Origin of the sequence: Bradyrhizobium lablabi (genome assembly GCF_001440475.1) — a bacterium.
Lineage (GTDB): Bacteria > Pseudomonadota > Alphaproteobacteria > Rhizobiales > Xanthobacteraceae > Bradyrhizobium > Bradyrhizobium lablabi.
Map to the genome: position 1 here is coordinate 102,348 of NZ_LLYB01000055.1, position 15,910 is coordinate 118,257.

The window sequence follows — 15,910 nt, forward strand, 5'->3', positions numbered from 1 at the left end:
CGATGACGGCTGGTGGTTTCGACGGGGTTGAACGGCGCGGGCTGATGTTCGTGCTGTCCTCGCCCTCCGGCGCGGGCAAGACGACGCTGTCGCGGATGCTGCTTGAGCGCGAGCCCGGGCTGAAGATGTCGGTCTCGGCGACGACGCGCGCGATGCGACCGGGCGAAGTCGAGGGACGCGACTATTTCTTCGTCGACAAGCCGAAATTCGAGAAAATGGTGGAGCAGGGCGAACTGCTCGAATGGGCAACCGTATTCGACAATCTCTACGGTACGCCGCGCGCACCGGTCGAAGCGGCATTGTCGGCGGGGCAGGACGTCCTGTTCGATATCGACTGGCAAGGTACCCAGCAACTGCATCAGAAGGCGAGCGTGGATGTCGTCCGCGTCTTCATCCTGCCGCCGTCCGCCGCCGATCTCGAGAAGCGGCTGCACACGCGGGCGCAGGATTCCGACGAGGTCATTCGTGGCCGCATGAGCCGCGCCACGCACGAACTCAGCCATTGGGCGGAATACGACTATATCGTCGTCAACCAGAACGTCGATGACGCCTTCGCCGAGGTGCAGTCGATCCTCAAGGCCGAGCGGCTCAAGCGTGAGCGCCGCACGGGTCTCACCGAGTTCGTTCGCAAGCTGCAGCGGCAGCTGGAAAAATAGCCGCCGCTTCCGTTTCGGTCAGGTCTGTGCGCTGCGGGCGAGGCGGGCCAGCATTTCAGTCATCTGCTGTTCGCGATCGCGATCCTGCGGTGCGGGGCGCCGCTCCTGAGGGACCCGCGCGCGCTCCTGTGGCACGTATGATCGCTCCTGGGGCGCACGCGGCCGTTCCCGGGGCACGCGCGCCGTTCGTTCCTGCGGAGCGCGGGTTTGCTGCACGTGCTGCACGGTCTCGGCGCGGCGCAGCCGGGCGCCTTCGTCATGGAACATCGGCTGCGGCGAGGGCTGGGGCGCGCGCCTGGTGCGGGCGGAATCCCACATCTTGCGCCGCTTCTTCCGCATGGCGCGGCGGGCCCGCATGCGGCCGATCCTGACCATCGCGCTGACGATGAGGCCGGCCAGCGCCAGCGCGGCGGCGATGACGAGAAACAGCATTTGCAGTGACGCGGTCGGCTTTGCCGTCGTTACCGGTTCTGCCGGAGCGGGCGTGATCTGATCCACTGCTTGCTGCTGCGCTTCGGCGGCCGGCAGCAGCTGGGTTGCGGGCGTGGCGGCGGCGGCGACCTGGAGCGCGGCCGGAGTGGGCGAAGCGCTCGCAGCGGTTGGAGAATCGTTCCAGCGCATCGACGACAGCGGCGCAGGCGCCAGCACGTTCGGCATGCTTACGCGTTGGGTATTCTCGGCGAGCACCGAGCCGGTCGTCCGTGGCTCGGCCTTGGCGGGCTCGGCGCGGGGCAGTTGGGGCTGGGGGACCCATTCGGCGCGCGCGTCGGAGATCGATTTGCGTGCAGCTGATCGCGACGGCGGCGCGGGGTCTGCTGCGGCCGACGCCGGCGCGGGGGCTGATTCGGGTGGCGCTGCGGCGCGGGCGAACTTGTCGTCGGCCTTGTCGCTCTCCTCGCGCAGATACCAGCATTGGCGCTTGGTGGTGCGATCGATGCGATAGTACCAGTGGCTGCCCGCAGGCGTCGCGCCCTTCGGCGACGTCAGGCAGCTATCCGTCGCGGCTTGCGCGACTTGCGTTGAGGCTTCCGCCTCTGGCTCGGCCGACTGCGCCCGGAGATCCGTCACGGTGACCAGGCTGGTTGCTGCCACAATGCCAGCAACGAACGCCGGGACGGACTTCACGGAACGGTACGACATCGACAACCCCGGCAACGCTTACGCAACGCGACGCTTGATGCGCCCAATCTGGTCACAGACTTGGGTCGCAATGAGCCGCAATTTCGGAGCGGTTGGGGTTTAATTGCGGCTCGCGCGCTGCCTCATTTGAGGCGAGCTAAGACCATGAAAGATCTGTGGAAAACAGGGGCGCTACTGTTTAGAAGCGGTCCAACGTCCGGAGCATCCGTCCGACCGCACGAATGAGCCGGAGCCGCTGCGGCCCGAGAAACGCCCGGTATTGGTCCACCTCAAGCCTTGAACGGATCCGCCGCTTCGCGTGGCGCCATTGGCGCTGACCGATCCGGAGCTCAATTCGCCGGAAATCCTGCCTCCGGAGATGACGAATCGCTCGGTGCTGCTGCCGCACGGCGAGCCGACGGCTACCGCAACCCATGAGCCGTCGAAATTACCGCCGCCGCCACCGCCGCTTTTTCCCGACACGCGGCGTGGCTCGTCGGATTCGGACTTGTTGGATTCAGACTTGGCCCGGCGTGCCGGTTTGGAGGGTTCGACCGCGCGCGGCGGCTCGCGCGAACCGGACAGCGACTTTTCCTCATTGCCGATGCTGCCGCCGGCGCTGCCGGACTGCGCTACCGCCGCGCCGCCGATGGCGACGAGAATTGCGAGGGAGAGGAGGCCTGTTCGAAGCGAATGGTGAGCCGGGTATTTCTTCATGAAATGTTCCAATATTTCCCGGCTGCGGGCCAAGCCGCCGCGCTATTGCTTCGACGCCGTCCATGTGCCCGTGCAGCCATCCGATTGCCGGAACGTCCCGCCGCCGCTGCGGCCGGAGAGGCGGCCTGTCGTAATCACGGTAATGCCGCTGTCGTTTGTGGTGGCGTACACCCTTCCGTCCGGACTGACGGTGCCGCGGGCGGTCTGGCCGATGATCTTGCCGCTGGTGACGACGACGGCGTTGCTGCTGGTGCCCTGGCAGGTGGTGCCGCGGGAGTGGACCACCCATGCGCCATCGAAATTGTTGCCGCCGCCACCGTCCTTTCGCGCCGTGGGGCCGGATTCATCCGCCTCCGGTTTGCTGCGCCGTCCGCTTTTTTCCGTTTCATTGCTGCGAGGCGGTTCGCGCGAACCCGACAACGATTTCTCATCATTGCCGATGCTGCCGCCGGCGCTGCCGGATTGCGCGAACGCAAGCTCCGCTCCGCACAGGAGCGCGATCAGGGCAAGGACGGCAATCGAGGGCGAGTGTCGGGCGGCATTTCGCATGAGCAGGCAATTCCAATTTCGCGAACAAAAATTTTTAGCGGCCCGATCCATCGGCACAGACCGCGCCAATAATACGGCAGGACTTGCCGGCCTTGCCGCACTCGTCCAGCGCCGCATCCCTGGCGCGCTGCACGGTGTCGCGCTGGACCAGCGACCATGATTTGTCCGAGATCGCGAATGCGCCGCACCGCGCCCCGTAAAAGCTCAACTCCATCGGACATTTGCTGGTGCCGCAATTCTTGAGCGCGTCATCGATCGCCGCCCGTCGCGACGAATGATTCCAGGACATGCCCCATTTATCGCTGTCGGGCCCGTAGACGATCGAGCCCCACGGCTTCAAATCTTCCATCTTGCGCAGCCGCGTCAGCACGCCTTCGGTGGCGTCGCCGGTCGGGGTCATTTTCACCTTCTCCTGAAACTTGGAGATCGCAACCCGCATGCCGTTCTTGCTGTCGATCGGCTCCGGATCGTAATTGAGCTCGAACAGGCGATCGCTCAATTCGCGCAGCAGAATGGGATCCTTGATCGGCGTGCGATCGGGATCCGGGCGCAGCGTCGAGGTCAGCGGCTCGGGCTGCGGCGCGACGGCGACCTGCTGCGGTGCCGGAGCAGGGGGCACGAAATAGAAATTGCCGTCGATCGGCGAGGAGGACACCCAGGGCTGCTGCGATCCGCCGGTCTGGCGCTTCACGGCGAGGCCGACCTGGTTGAAGGTTTGAAAAATGTCGAGCCCGGCCTGTTTGATCGTCGTGGCAAGCGCCTTCGTATAGGGGCTGTGGCCGTCGGTGCCGTCGAGCGCGACATTGCCGGGCTGCGTCGCATAGGAGATCAGCGTGCCCTCGGGTGCGCGCATCTGCGCCAGACCGCCGTCGGAGGCGCGCAAGCCGCGCGCGCCGAACGGATTGTTCCGGCAGGCATCGAGGATCACCATGTTGAGCCGCGTGCCCGAGCCCTGCATCTGGCGCAGCACGAGATTGACGTCCACCATCTGGAAATCGACATCGGCCTCGCGCACAGGGTTAGCGCTGACCGGGACCAGATAGTTCGAACCGGACACCTGCACGCCGTGGCCGGCATAATAGAACAGCGCGACGTCGGCGCCCTGAACCTGGCGGCCGAAATTCTGCACGGCGATGTCCATCGCGGGCTTGTCGAGGTCGAGCTGGGCGCGGCCGCCGATCAGGGTGAAGCCGAGGCCTGCGAGCGTCTCCGCCATCAGCGCCGCATCGCTGCGCGGGTTATCGAGACGGGTGACATTTTGATAGGCGGAGTTGCCGACAACAAGCGCGACGCGCTTTTCGGCGAAGGCAGGCGTAGCGAAGAGCAGGGCGACCAAAAGCACCAGCGCCGAATACCTCAAGCTACCGTCAAAGGCCCCGCGCATCTCCAGTAAAATCCCTTAAACGAAATGACCGCAGATTATCAGGCGGCGCGTTTTGCGAAAAGCGTTGCGGCGTCGCAAGCCGCGGACCGGGGAGGGTAATGTCGGTACTCCGATGTGCGTATGCTTGTTCTCGATAGATGTGGCCGAATGTTGGATACGGCGTCGCGATCTCGCGGCGCATCGCGCCCGAAGTTATGCCTCTCACGATACCCTCGAAAAGAGAGAGGGCGCAGGGAAAGCCGGGTGCCCATGACACCCGCAGTCGTGCGCACAACAATGCACACGGCAGACCGCAGGTGTGCCGGAACACCCGGCTTTCCCTGCGCAGTGGTTTTAACGGCTTATGCCGCGTTCTCCCCGGAGCCGAATTCCTCTGGCCTCCGTCGCCGACGGATTGACGATTGATCGAAAGCCCGGTCGGGCCCGACAATCTCCATCGGCTTGACACCAGCAACGGGTGCCAGGACCGCGCGGTTTTGCCGTCCACGGCTTCCCCGAAGCCTACGCTTCGTCGGCCCATGTGCTGCCGCGCGAAGTTTCGCCTCAAGGCGTTTAAGCGCCGGTCGTCTGCGCGTGACGTCCGCTCACGGGAAGACCCGCCCTGCGAACCCATCGCGCGCCCGAACGCTGCCGCGTCCACCGCCACCCGCCCCAACGTTCGTGACGCTGGCCAACGCCCCTCTTGGCGGGACGGGATAGCGGGAGTTGTAGGTTTGATTTGGGTGCCGCGTTAAGCGAAAAATGTTGAGCGGGTGGGAATATGTTTCTTGCCAGGAGGGGCAAATCAGTGATTGGGGCGGGGGCACGACTGCTTCAAGTGTGACGGTAACTTGCAATGCACGTCAGATTCCTCTTAGCAACCTAAAAGCGATTGATGCTCTTGCGCAAGCGGACGTCAAGAAAGTGAAATGAAAACACGAGCGGAAGTGGCAATCGTGCTCGTGATCCCATCCATCGTGATCATTGTAGCTGCTTTGAATTACTCGGGGTTCTGTATTCGAACACGAAGTTTCCTCTCGGACGAAGCGGCACTGCAATCCGCACTTCGACATCAAGCCCGCGGATCGATGGTCTGAGCGAATCGCCTACGTCAGCCGAGCTGGATGTGTATCGGAGAGATCATCCGAATTGCTGCATCGTTCTGGGAGAGCCCAACATCCTGAACGATACGGTCGTCGACTACATCACCGGCTTCCGTAAGAGTCCGCTGGCATGGGCTCCATAACGGCCAAGGCAAAGATCGTCGCCCGTACAGATCGCGAGATGACAGTAGAGGCTGATCTGGTTGATGCTCAAGGTGTGACGGTTGCCAAGGCGGCAGCGGAGCTATGTATTCTCGAGAAGAAGTAGGACTATCGACTCCGGGGCATTGCGCGGGTCACAGGTGGATGCGATACAGCCTCAGAGCGCCTCCATCAATTGCGACCGTCATCAACCAGACGCCATCGGCTGACATTTGCAGGGGTCGTTGTGCGATCGAGACGATCCGTTGCCGCTCGCGGCCGGTGGCGCTATCGCGCACGACGAGCTCGCCGGTCTTGCTGTCGTGTCGCCAGAATGCTTCGATGTGCAGGCCGCGGCCCGTCAGAACGCTCCGCGGCAGACTATTCGCCTGGATTGGACTGCGGTTATCGCCTTCGTCGGCGCTGCCGATCAACGCTCCGGTCCGTGTCTCGAAGACGAGCGTTCGGCATATCCAGGATGATGGACCCGCGTCGCTCGGTGCATCCGGCGGCACGCCGCAAAATTTCAACCGGATGGTTTTCTCATCCACCTGACTTTGGCCTGTCTGCGCGGTCAGACTGCCGATCAGTTCCCTGGGCAACGGGACCCTCACGATGTCGCGCTCGCGCGTCAGATCGCGAATCCGAAACGGTGCGGCGCCGTGAGGGAATTGCCACGCCCACACGCTGTCGCCGATCCGTTCGAGCCCTCGGGTCTCGCCGCTCCACGCACCCTCGCCATAGCGCCTGATATCGAGCAGCCGCATCGCAGGCACATCGAGCCGGACTGCCATCGGATCGTCGGGCAGTGGTGCGTTATGTTGGCGGCACACAAGCCACAGGCTCTTGCTGTCATTGGAAAACAGCACTGGCTCGCGGGCGTAGGCATCGAAGCAAGGACCCTCGCTGCTTGAAAACTCTCCGACCAATGTCATGTCCGGCAGCGCGTAGAGCCGCACGCGGCTCTGATACTGCGTATGATGGGTGTTCGGGATCGGCACTGCCGCGCCGTTGCTGCGAAGCGCGAGATAGCGGCCGTCCGGGCTCCAGACGATGGCGTGGCGTACCGACGGCCCAAGCGCGCCGGCCAATTGCCGCACACCCTGGCCGGTCGCAATATCTACCTGCACTAGCGTATGATCGACTGTGCGAACAATCGCGGTCTTTCCATCAGGGGCGATCACGGCCGCAGACATGCGCGCAACCGGAATCGCGACGTCGTGGGAATAGGCCAGAACCGTCTCGCCCTGCGAACTGTCTTGCGATGGCGCAAGGGACATGGCCTTGCGCAGCGCCGGCGCGCCGGCAACAACCCCGCGCGGTCCTGCGAGGTAACCGACGAAGGGCGCCAGAAAAGCGATCAGCAGAGGTGCGATCAGCACCAATAGCAATCCACCAGCGCGATGGGTGGCGAAGACCGGGGCCTCCAACGACGTTGCGTTCCCCATCCGGCGCGTCATCAGCACCACGAAAATTGCCGTGGTCGCGCCCCAGACCGCGCCGACGCCGGAGCGGCCGGCAAGCAGTTGAAAGCGCCGTGTCCAGGACAGGCCGTTGAGGTCCCAATCGTTCGGCGGACGAGGGTCGAGGGTCATTTGGTAGAGCTGCTCGACGATCGTCGAGGCACATGATCCGACGATGGATGCCGCGAAGAAGAGCAGCGTCGCTCGCCGCAGCCCGGAGGCTGTTCCGAGCGCCCACGCAGGAACGAGAGACGTCAGCGCGCTGGTCGCGATCGTCCAGAGCAGAAGCGGCCCCCACGGCAGACCGAGGATGTTCGCCGCGCCCAACGCATCAGCCAGACGTGGGGCCGTCGCGGCGTCTTGAAGCTGGGACTGGGCCCGGAAGCCTGCGTCGATCAGACCCGTCGCCAGCGCGAACAACAGGATGGCCGACAGCAGAATGCAGCAGAACCAGAATAGGAGGCTGAGCTTTGGCAGGACACGCTTGAGCACGATCCCTTGCATCAGCGGAGGAGCCAGCGGCGCGACCAGCATAAGGACCAGAAGACCATTCGCGATCAGCGCCGGGTGCGCCGCATTCCGCGAGATTGGCTTGCCGATGGCCGTTGTGAAAATTGTGCTGAAAACCGGGACGAGGGCGCATACCAGCACCCAGGCGAGCCAGGTGGGCCAGGTAACAGGCCGCAGGAAGTCGGTAGGGGCCCGTTCTGTTGCGTTCATGGAGGAGGTTCTGAAATCCTGGTTTACGAGCGGGACCCGCAAATCCCGGGTTTTCACTGCACAACCAGAGATAAACGTCACGTGCCGGCAGTGGCAAGCGTCATTCGCAGAACAGTTAGGCATTCGGCCGGTCGCGTGTGCGGACTTGTCCGGATCTGTGAGCATCTGTACGGGGCATTAGCGCCAGCCGCGTCGGCGCCGCTGCCATTGCTCATGCACAAAACTTAATGAAGTTGCGATCTGTGGGCGGTCAAAACCGAATGGGCTCGACGGCGACCTGCGCGCCGTTTTTTTTGCGAAGGGCCGGGGCAACGACTGCTGTGGCGGAATACGCCGAACGGGCCGCACCTTGCGCGGTCCGTTCGGCTCCAATCCGCCCTACAGGCTGATTGGCGAAACTGGGATTACGGTGACAGTGCACTCAATAGACGCGTCCAGCATTAGTCGCACCGTCGCCGCAATTGCCTCAGGGAATGCTCTCCGGCCGCACATACCAGTCTTTGGAGGTCGCCTTCCTGTGCAGCGGGAAGGGGTTGAACTGGTTGGCGAGGAAGATTTCGGAAAATCCCTGATCGCACGAGCCAAAGCCAATACTCGCGCACGGCGCTGAGTAAACCCGTAACCTGCCGGCACCCATGTGGGCCTGCCAGTTCGCGGTCACGGCCTGCAAATTGCTCACGGTCACGTCGGGGCCCGAGCTGACTGGGCTCGTTGCGCCGACGCGATCCGTCGCCTGGGCTCGGGTCGCGTAGGTTCCTCCGGGCAGTCCGCATTCCCCGTATTTGAACTTGTCCTGGTTCATGCCTGCGGGTTTTCGTGGCCGCGTTCCCAGTTCGACTTCGACGCTGGCGAGCTGTCCCTCGGGATCGGATGCGGAGCCTGCCACGGTGATACAGTCGCCGCTGACCGAGGCGCTGCTGATCGTGACGCTGGGTGGAGCATTCGGCGGGGGCGATCCAAGCGTGATCGGGTTGCCTGTTATGTTCGTGCTGGCGCCATCATTGTCTTTCGCGGTCGCGACCGGCACGTAGATGGCATCCATCGGCAGATTGTCGAACGTCACGGTCCAGTTGCTGGTCCCTGAGGCGGCTTTCGCCGGTTGAGGAAAGCGGCCATCGAGCCGCACCGTCACGTTCGCAACCGAGCCCGCGGCGGCGGACGCCGTCCCGGTCACGCTGATCGAATTTCCGGTGGCCTGAGCCGCGCTGATCGAGATCGACGGAGGCGGGGCCTCGCGGAACGGATGCGCCTTGAAGAAGGCCCACTGCAACTCGCTGGCGCTCGGCCCGGTCGGATCGGCGAATTGTCCGTTGTTGTCGCCGACCCAATAGTGCGTACCGGTGCCGATGAAATCGCCACGCTTGCCTTCGTAAAATACGGTCTCGACCACGGAGCGCTGCGGGCTGCCATATTTTGTCTGGGTGCAGGGCACGTCTTCAGCCGTACAATCCAGTGTCGCAGTCGGAGAGGGGCTAAGTCCGTAACGGCGGATCCAGGCATCCCGGATGTTCTCGGCGGCCAATTTATTGACGACGCAATCGTTGCGCGAATGAATGGTCATGATCGGAACGGGACGCTGCTCCTCGGGTTGCTGCTGCTCCGCTTTCATCGCGGCTACGTCGGCGGAGACCGGCTTGAAACTCCCCGGATTGACGCAGACGAAACCCACGGCGGAGGAAGTCTCCGCGTAGGGCAAGCCCTCGACAGAGCCGGCCGCGGCAAAATAGTCGCTGTGCGCGACGGCGAGTGCCACCGCCATTCCGGCGCCGGAGGACAGGCCGGTCACATAGCGCCTGATAGGATCGATCTTCAACTCGGCCTCGATCTCGAGCGCGATCTGGTGCAGGTCCTCGACCTCGCCAGCCCCCTTGTGAATGTGCTGGTCGAGAAAGAAACCCCAGCAATTCATCTCCCGCATACCGTCATAGGAGGTGATGAAGGGGTAAACCGCGATGAAGTTGTCGCGCTCCGCCAGCTCCTTGAAGCGCGTCTCGTCGATCATGTTGGCCTCGGTCTGGCGGCAGCCGTGCAAGATCATCACAAGCGGCACCGCGTCCTGTCCGGTGTAGGAAGACGGCACGAAGACCTGATAGTGGCGATCGCGCGAACCCGCGTAGGATTTTGCCGTGAAGACCTTCTGCCGCAACTCGCCGGCAGAAGCAGCTCCGCTGAGCAGCCAGCAAAGAACAAGGGTCAGCAATCGCCACGGGATGGGAGACATTGGACCCCTCCGATCTTCAACCACACCAGTGATGCGACTCCGACTTTTGACGCCCGATCAAGGTTTCGGCGTCGCCAGATCGGTCAGCCGTTGGCAGCAGCGACACTCGCACTGCGGCGATGGCGGTCGTGTGATCCAAACCACAGGTTCAAAGCATCTTTTCTTTGCGAAGAGGCAGTGGAACAAAGGCAAGCTGAGAGGCGACGGAAACGCCGCGCCCAGCGGACAGCGATGCTGCGGCAAGCCATCGATGATGGCTGGGGCCTTTTTCCGTTCCGATGGAATCGCAGTTACGGTTACGGTGACAGTGCGCTCAGTTGAGTATTAAGTGCACTGTCACCGTAATTCTGCGCAGCTCGATAGCCTTACGATAAAGCGCGACTACAACCCCAGCTTCTTTTTAAGTTTGTTAGCTTCACTCTCTATGTTCTTGGCCTCAGAGAGGTCGGGCAGAGGCACCGGAGAATTGCTAGTCGATACGCCGGGAAGCGGTGGCCTTGGTATACTTGTTTCGACGGTCTTGACGAGCTTCGACGCTTGCTCGTGCAATTTCTCCGCCTCATGGGCGATACGCTTAGCTGCATCCAACGGTAGCGGAGGTAGCGGAAGCTTCAAGCTTGGAAAGCCTGGGACATTGTCACGGAGATAGTCACTGGCTGCGCCAAGCGTCTTTCGCGCAACGACGTATGGGTGTTACGGTATCACGGTGACAGTGCGCTCAGCAGCAAGCGTCGCCCGGATGAGCGAAGCGATGTCCGGTACGTTTAGCAGTCCCGCATATCGCGTGGCTCATGCGGACTACCTTGCTTCTGGCTATCGGTGCCTCTGGAAGGGCCCTATCTGACCGTCCACCGTTGGCAGGTACCGGATCCATTCCGCGGGTTGGATGCCCCGCGGGTCGATAGAGCGATGGGAGGCGACATAGTCGATCTCGCCACGCGTCACGCCGATATCCATCAGCTCCATGTCGCTCAGGTGGTCCAGGGCAGCGCGTACCTTCGGGCGTTCATTCCATTCCTGAAGCGCGGCCCAATATTTCCTGAAACCGGATACACGGTGAATCGAAGCCGCTGTCGATCCCAATTCTCGTGCGCTATAGGTCGTACTCATTGCTGCATCTCCCTAAGCGTTGTTTCAGCTCGGGAGAGGCTCCCATGGCGTAACCCGGCTCGCTTGACGTTCGGCTTACATTTTCCTTATCGACAGCTTATTCTTCGGTGCGAGGTACTGCTGAAGCGTCCGCCACCGAAAGGATCGGAAGGTGCGCTATCTCTTCGAGGAGTACACGCTCGACATTGAGCGGCGTGAACTGCATCACGGAGCGGATCTCGTGTCGGTCGCGCCACAGGCGTTCGATCTGCTCGATTACCTGATCCGCAACAGGAAGCGTGTTGTCAGCAAGGACGACCTCATCGGCGCCATTTGGAGCGGTCGAGCCGTCTCGGATGCTGCGCTGACGACTCGCCTCAACTCGGCGCGGGTTGCGATTGGCGATACCGGCGACGAGCAGCGGTTGATCAAGACCTTACCGAGGAAGGGCTTTCGGTTTGTCGGACCAGTGCGCGAACTGGTTGAGGGGGATGATCCTGTAACCTCAAACGGCTCACTCCACGTGCCGACAGCAGCATGTGGCCTGTCCGATAAGCCCTCGATCGCCGTAATGCCATTCGAAAACATCTCGGCCGATCGAGAGCAGGAGTACTTCGCTGATGGCCTGGTTGACGATATCATCACCGCCCTGTCGCGCTTCAGGGCGTTCTTTGTTATCGCTCGCAACTCCTCATTCGCCTACAAGGGCAAAGCGGTCGACATCAAGTGCGTTGGGCAGGAGCTTGGCGTTCGCTATGTGCTGGAAGGCAGCGTACGACGGTCTGGCAAGCAGGTAAGGATCAATGCACAGCTGATCGATGTCGGAACCGGGGCGCACCTTTGGGCCGATCGATTTGACGGCGATCTCGGAGACATTTTCGATCTGCAGGACAAGATCGCACAACAGGTGGTAGGCGCCATTGCGCCGGAAGTTGACCGTGCCGAAATCGAACGAGCGAGCCGAACACGCATCGGAAAAATAGATGCCGTTACGGCTTATTATCGTGGTTCGCAGCATATTCATTTCCCTACCACACCAGAAAACAACGATGTTGCTGAGAAGTATTTCGAACAAGCAATCGCGCTGGATCCCGGCTTTGCGCCGGCATATGGCGGCGCTGCAATTTGCATCGCATGGCGACGCGCCAACAAATGGCCTCAAGACATCGCCGGGGACAATAGCCGGGTACTGCAGCTTGCAGACCGTCTAAAGGAGCTCGGGACAGACGATGCTCTTGCACTGACCGCGGTCGGTTTTCTCCTGTTCTGGTTTGCGCTCGATCAAGACGCGGGGATCGAATTGATGGAGCGCGCGATCCGATCAAACCCAAATTTTGCACGGGCACTTCACTCTCGAGGCCTTGTTCGAAGTTGGCAGGGCGAATCCAGTTCAGCCATTGCGCAGCTTGAACAATCGCTACGCCTTAATCCGCACGATCCATTCAAATATAATGCGCTGCTGGGACTTGCTTTAGCTCATCATAGTGCCGGCAGGCATGACCAGGCGGGTGAGTGGATAGATAAGGCGGTCCGGGCTCTCCCTCCGGCGCATTTTGTCGGAAGGGTTCAGGCCATCCTGTGCTATGTAGGCGCGGAACGATTGGAGGATGCTCGAAAGCTGATGGCAGAGGCCCTCCGTCAGCATTCCGGACTAAGCAGATCAACCTTCGCCGCCCCGCATTTCTCGCCCAAACTTAGAGCCGAACTCTTGGAGGCCCTGATTAAGGCCGGGCTGCCCGAATAGGGTTCGTACCGCACGGAAGTCATGCGTGCGTATGTTGGATTACGTCGCGACTTTGTGGAAGTGCCAAGTGCACTGTCCTCGTAGTGCATACCTCGCGTCCAATGCGAATTTTGCATTGGATGATGCAAATGATGCGAATTAATCTGCGAAGCGACATCCACGACCAGTTCTCAAAGCGCGCTGGAGATGCGGGCCGAGGTTCGACGCCTGTCGAACCGCGGCGCGTTTCCGACACGCCTGTCCCCACGCCGGAGATTTCAGAGTGAAGTGCATCCCCGTCCTGTTGGCCGCCGTGTCCCTCGGCCTCGTCCTGAATAATGGAGCAATCGCCGCGGAGATGGCCGACCTCGTCATCAGCGGCGGGACGATCCACACCGGTGGAGATGAGGCGCCGTTCGTCGGCGATATTGCCGTCACCGAGGACAGGATCGTCTATGTCGGGCCCCATGCCGGCGCACCGACCGGGAAAGCGAGCATCGACGCACAGGGCATGATTGTCGCGCCCGGGTTCATCGACGTTCACACCCATCCGGAGAGCTATCTCCGCTCGAGCGATCCGGCCAAACGGCTGAACGCACCGTGGCAGATGCAGGGTGTTTCAACCACATTCATCGGCGTCGATGGCTGGGGGGTGCCCGAGGTGGCCGCCGATCAGGCACAGCTCGAAGCGCAGAAGATTGGTACCAACGTCGTCAGCTATGTCGGTTTCGGCGCTGTTCGCGAGGCGGTGCTGGGCAAGGATGCCCGTGCGCCCACGCCTTCCGAGCTGGAGCGCATGAAGCAGCTTGTCGCCAAGGGGATGTGCGATGGCGCCATCGGCCTTTCCGCCGGGCTGTTCTATGCACCGCAGAGTTTCGCCAGGACAGACGAGGTGGTTGCGCTGGCAAAAGAGGCCGCCCGGCGTGGCGGCGTCTACGACACCCACCAGCGCGACGAGAGCTCTTACTCCATTGGTCTCATGAACTCGGTGAGGGAGGTGCTGCAGATCGGCCGTGAGGCCGAAATTCCCGTGCATTTCGCGCACCTCAAGGCGCTCGGCATCGATCTGCAAGGCAAAACGCCGGAGGTGATCCGCCTGATCGAGGAGGCACGATCAACCGGCCAGAAGGTGACGGCCGACCAATATCCATGGTTGGCGTCCAGCACCAGCCTCGACGCTGCGCTGGTGCCGCGCTGGGCGGTCGATGGCGGCTATCCGGCCATGATCCAGCGCTTCGACGAGCCGGCGGCGATGGCGAAAATTCGCGTCGAGATGATCGAGAATTTGCGCCGCCGTGGTGGCGCGGATTCGATCCTGCTGACCAGCGTCGACCGGCCCTGGACCGGCAAGCGGCTGTCGGAAATGGCTGAAGAATGGAAGATCGAGCCGGTCGACGCCGCCGTCCGGATTCTCCGCGCCAATCCCCGCGATTCGATCGCCTCGTTCAACATGATCGACAGCGACGTCGACCTGGTCATGAAGCAGCCCTGGGTCGTCACCGGTTCTGACGGCAACGATGGTCATCCCCGTCAGTACGCGACCTTTCCGCGGAAATACGCCGTCTATGTGCAGGAGCGGCATGTCATCGACCTGNAAGACGTTCATCCGTCAATCGACCGGCCTCTCGGCCGACATCTTCAAGCTCGATCGGCGCGGCTACCTGCGGCCCGGCTATTTCGCCGATGTCGTGGTGTTCGATCCCGCGCGCTACGCGCCGAAGGCGGACTATGTGCGCCCGCGCGAACTGAGCGTCGGCGTGCACACACTGCTGATCAACGGCGCGCCGTCCATTCGGGACGGCAAGTTGACCGCCGTCGCTGCCGGCCGGGCGCTCAAGCACACGCCGACGCCCGGGACGTGTCCTTAAGGAGTTTGACTGAAAAAGCGGCCCACATTCAATCCGCGACTCCCGCCGCAAATGCCGCGAGCAATGCTTTCCCCTGCGGCCAATCCTCTAGCCCGCTTGCCTCGTTGATGTGGCCAAGCTCTCCGACTTCGACGATGCCGCTGCCCCACTGGCTCGCTCTTCGGCGAGCATATTCGACCGTGCCGTACGGATCGTTCGCGCTCGCGACGACGAGCGAGGGAAAGCGGAATTTGCTCGATGGCGGATTGGCGAAACTGGCGGCTTCGGCGGGGAAGGCTGGCGCTTCCGGATTCGGAACGGCAACGAGGAATGCGCCCACGACCTGCGCCGTCGACACCCGCTGCCAGTGTGCAACCAACAGACATGCCAGGCTGTGAGCGACGAGCAGCGGCGGTTTTGAAGCTGCGCCGACCGCACGATCCAGCGCTTCGATCCAGCCCCTGAATTGAGGCCGGTCCCAGTCGGCGGGCTGGAAGCGGCGGCAGCGCGGGTCGCTCGTTTCCCACCGGGTTTGCCAGTGCTTCTCGCCCGATCCGCCAATTCCCGGCAGGATGATGAAGTCGGTCATGTCAGCTCCGTCGTTGTTGCAACGGGATGAAACTGCCGGCTTCCGCTATCCTCTGGAATGGGCAATCATCGGAAAAGACGTCCTCTTGCCGATGGATTCAAGGTCTTCATGTCCCGAGAAAGTTTTGTCCCCGCACTGGACCCGACCGATGTCGCGATCATCGAAGCGATGCAGGAGGACGGGCGCATCGCGATTTCAGAGCTTGGCCGCAAAATCGGGCTCTCGCAGCCCGCGACTTCGGAGCGGGTCAAGCGGCTGGAGGAGCGCGGCATCATCACCGGCTATACCGCGAAGATCAATCCGGCCGCGCTCGGCTTGCGGATGATGGCCGTCATCCGCCTGCGCACGACCCATGAGCATATCCAGTCCTGCCTGAAGCAGTTTGCCAAGATGCCTCATGTCATGGAGGTGCTGCGGCTGACCGGCGAGGATTGCTTCATCCTCAAGGTGTTCGTGCCGTCGCCGCAGGAGCTTGAAACGATCGTCGATACGGTTGCGCGGCACGGCGCGGTGACGACGTCGCTGGTGTTGCGCAGCGAGGAGCCGAAGCCGATCGGGCGGGCGTTGATCCAGCGAGCGTAGCTGTCTCGGCGACCGGGCCAAGTGCGCT

General features: G+C 62.3%; 13 protein-coding genes. 6 read left to right on the forward strand and 7 right to left on the reverse strand.

The features are described from left to right. Positions 1-2 precede the first annotated feature (2 nt). Positions 3-656 carry a guanylate kinase gene (gene gmk, locus CQ14_RS10280; protein WP_057857784.1) on the forward strand — a complete coding sequence of 218 codons (654 nt, stop codon included), beginning with the start codon at positions 3-5 and terminating at the stop codon, positions 654-656. An 18-nt stretch (positions 657-674) separates the two neighbouring features. Here gmk and CQ14_RS10285 read toward each other — a convergent pair whose 3' ends face one another. After that, on the reverse strand, positions 675-1,796 hold the full coding sequence (locus tag CQ14_RS10285) for a hypothetical protein (protein ID WP_057857785.1): 1,122 nt from the start codon (positions 1,794-1,796) through the stop codon (positions 675-677). A gap of 307 nt (positions 1,797-2,103) precedes the next feature. Here CQ14_RS10285 and CQ14_RS47795 point away from each other — a divergent pair, with 307 nt between their 5' ends. Further along, positions 2,104-2,475 (forward strand): hypothetical protein, encoded by a 372-nt coding sequence (locus CQ14_RS47795; RefSeq protein ID WP_156434841.1) that lies wholly within the window; start codon positions 2,104-2,106, stop codon positions 2,473-2,475. 59 nt (positions 2,476-2,534) lie between these two features. Here CQ14_RS47795 and CQ14_RS10295 read toward each other — a convergent pair whose 3' ends face one another. Beyond that, a complete protein-coding gene (locus CQ14_RS10295) occupies positions 2,535-3,041 on the reverse strand; it encodes a hypothetical protein (RefSeq protein ID WP_057857786.1) in 507 nt (168 codons plus the stop codon). Positions 3,042-3,075: 34 nt separating this feature from the next. Then, complete coding sequence (locus CQ14_RS10300; protein ID WP_057857852.1) at positions 3,076-4,401, reverse strand: caspase family protein; 1,326 nt, start codon at positions 4,399-4,401, stop codon at positions 3,076-3,078. A gap of 1,236 nt (positions 4,402-5,637) precedes the next feature. On the opposite strand from CQ14_RS10300, the gene CQ14_RS43450 reads away from it, so the two are divergent. Then, a complete protein-coding gene (locus CQ14_RS43450) occupies positions 5,638-5,775 on the forward strand; it encodes a hypothetical protein (RefSeq protein WP_156434843.1) in 138 nt (45 codons plus the stop codon). Positions 5,776-5,803: 28 nt separating this feature from the next. On the opposite strand, the gene CQ14_RS10305 is transcribed toward CQ14_RS43450, so the two are convergent. From CQ14_RS10305 to CQ14_RS10315, 3 genes are all read right to left on the reverse strand, one after another. Next, positions 5,804-7,996, reverse strand: a complete 2,193-nt coding sequence (locus CQ14_RS10305; protein ID WP_156434845.1) for a WD40 repeat domain-containing protein — start codon at positions 7,994-7,996, stop codon at positions 5,804-5,806. A gap of 301 nt (positions 7,997-8,297) precedes the next feature. Continuing rightward, on the reverse strand, positions 8,298-10,052 hold the full coding sequence (locus tag CQ14_RS10310) for an extracellular catalytic domain type 1 short-chain-length polyhydroxyalkanoate depolymerase (protein ID WP_082649802.1): 1,755 nt from the start codon (positions 10,050-10,052) through the stop codon (positions 8,298-8,300). A gap of 813 nt (positions 10,053-10,865) precedes the next feature. After that, complete coding sequence (locus CQ14_RS10315; RefSeq protein ID WP_057857789.1) at positions 10,866-11,162, reverse strand: DUF1127 domain-containing protein; 297 nt, start codon at positions 11,160-11,162, stop codon at positions 10,866-10,868. Positions 11,163-11,313: 151 nt separating this feature from the next. Here CQ14_RS10315 and CQ14_RS10320 point away from each other — a divergent pair, with 151 nt between their 5' ends. After that, positions 11,314-12,885 (forward strand): winged helix-turn-helix domain-containing tetratricopeptide repeat protein, encoded by a 1,572-nt coding sequence (locus CQ14_RS10320; protein WP_057857790.1) that lies wholly within the window; start codon positions 11,314-11,316, stop codon positions 12,883-12,885. Between the two features lie 262 nt (positions 12,886-13,147). Further along, positions 13,148-14,458: N-acyl-D-amino-acid deacylase family protein (locus CQ14_RS45240; RefSeq protein ID WP_210183156.1), on the forward strand; the 1,311-nt coding region annotated here is incomplete at its 3' end. Between the two features lie 302 nt (positions 14,459-14,760). Here CQ14_RS45240 and CQ14_RS42115 read toward each other — a convergent pair. Further along, positions 14,761-15,300 carry an RBBP9/YdeN family alpha/beta hydrolase gene (locus CQ14_RS42115; RefSeq protein WP_082649803.1) on the reverse strand — a complete coding sequence of 180 codons (540 nt, stop codon included), beginning with the start codon at positions 15,298-15,300 and terminating at the stop codon, positions 14,761-14,763. Positions 15,301-15,408: 108 nt separating this feature from the next. On the opposite strand from CQ14_RS42115, the gene CQ14_RS10330 reads away from it, so the two are divergent. Continuing rightward, positions 15,409-15,882, forward strand: coding sequence for an Lrp/AsnC family transcriptional regulator (locus CQ14_RS10330; RefSeq protein WP_057857853.1), 474 nt, complete (start codon positions 15,409-15,411; stop codon positions 15,880-15,882). Positions 15,883-15,910: the final 28 nt, after the last annotated feature.

Coding starts and splice junctions, on each gene's coding strand:
- gmk (WP_057857784.1), top strand. CDS start 3: ATGACGGCTGGTGGTTTCGACGGGGTTGAACGGCGCGGGCTGATGTTC.
- CQ14_RS10285 (WP_057857785.1), bottom strand. CDS start 1,796: ATGTCGTACCGTTCCGTGAAGTCCGTCCCGGCGTTCGTTGCTGGCATT.
- CQ14_RS10295 (WP_057857786.1), bottom strand. CDS start 3,041: ATGCGAAATGCCGCCCGACACTCGCCCTCGATTGCCGTCCTTGCCCTG.
- CQ14_RS43450 (WP_156434843.1), top strand. CDS start 5,638: ATGGGCTCCATAACGGCCAAGGCAAAGATCGTCGCCCGTACAGATCGC.
- CQ14_RS10305 (WP_156434845.1), bottom strand. CDS start 7,996: ATGCTCACAGATCCGGACAAGTCCGCACACGCGACCGGCCGAATGCCT.
- CQ14_RS10310 (WP_082649802.1), bottom strand. CDS start 10,052: ATGTCTCCCATCCCGTGGCGATTGCTGACCCTTGTTCTTTGCTGGCTG.
- CQ14_RS10315 (WP_057857789.1), bottom strand. CDS start 11,162: ATGAGTACGACCTATAGCGCACGAGAATTGGGATCGACAGCGGCTTCG.
- CQ14_RS42115 (WP_082649803.1), bottom strand. CDS start 15,300: ATGACCGACTTCATCATCCTGCCGGGAATTGGCGGATCGGGCGAGAAG.
- CQ14_RS10330 (WP_057857853.1), top strand. CDS start 15,409: ATGTCCCGAGAAAGTTTTGTCCCCGCACTGGACCCGACCGATGTCGCG.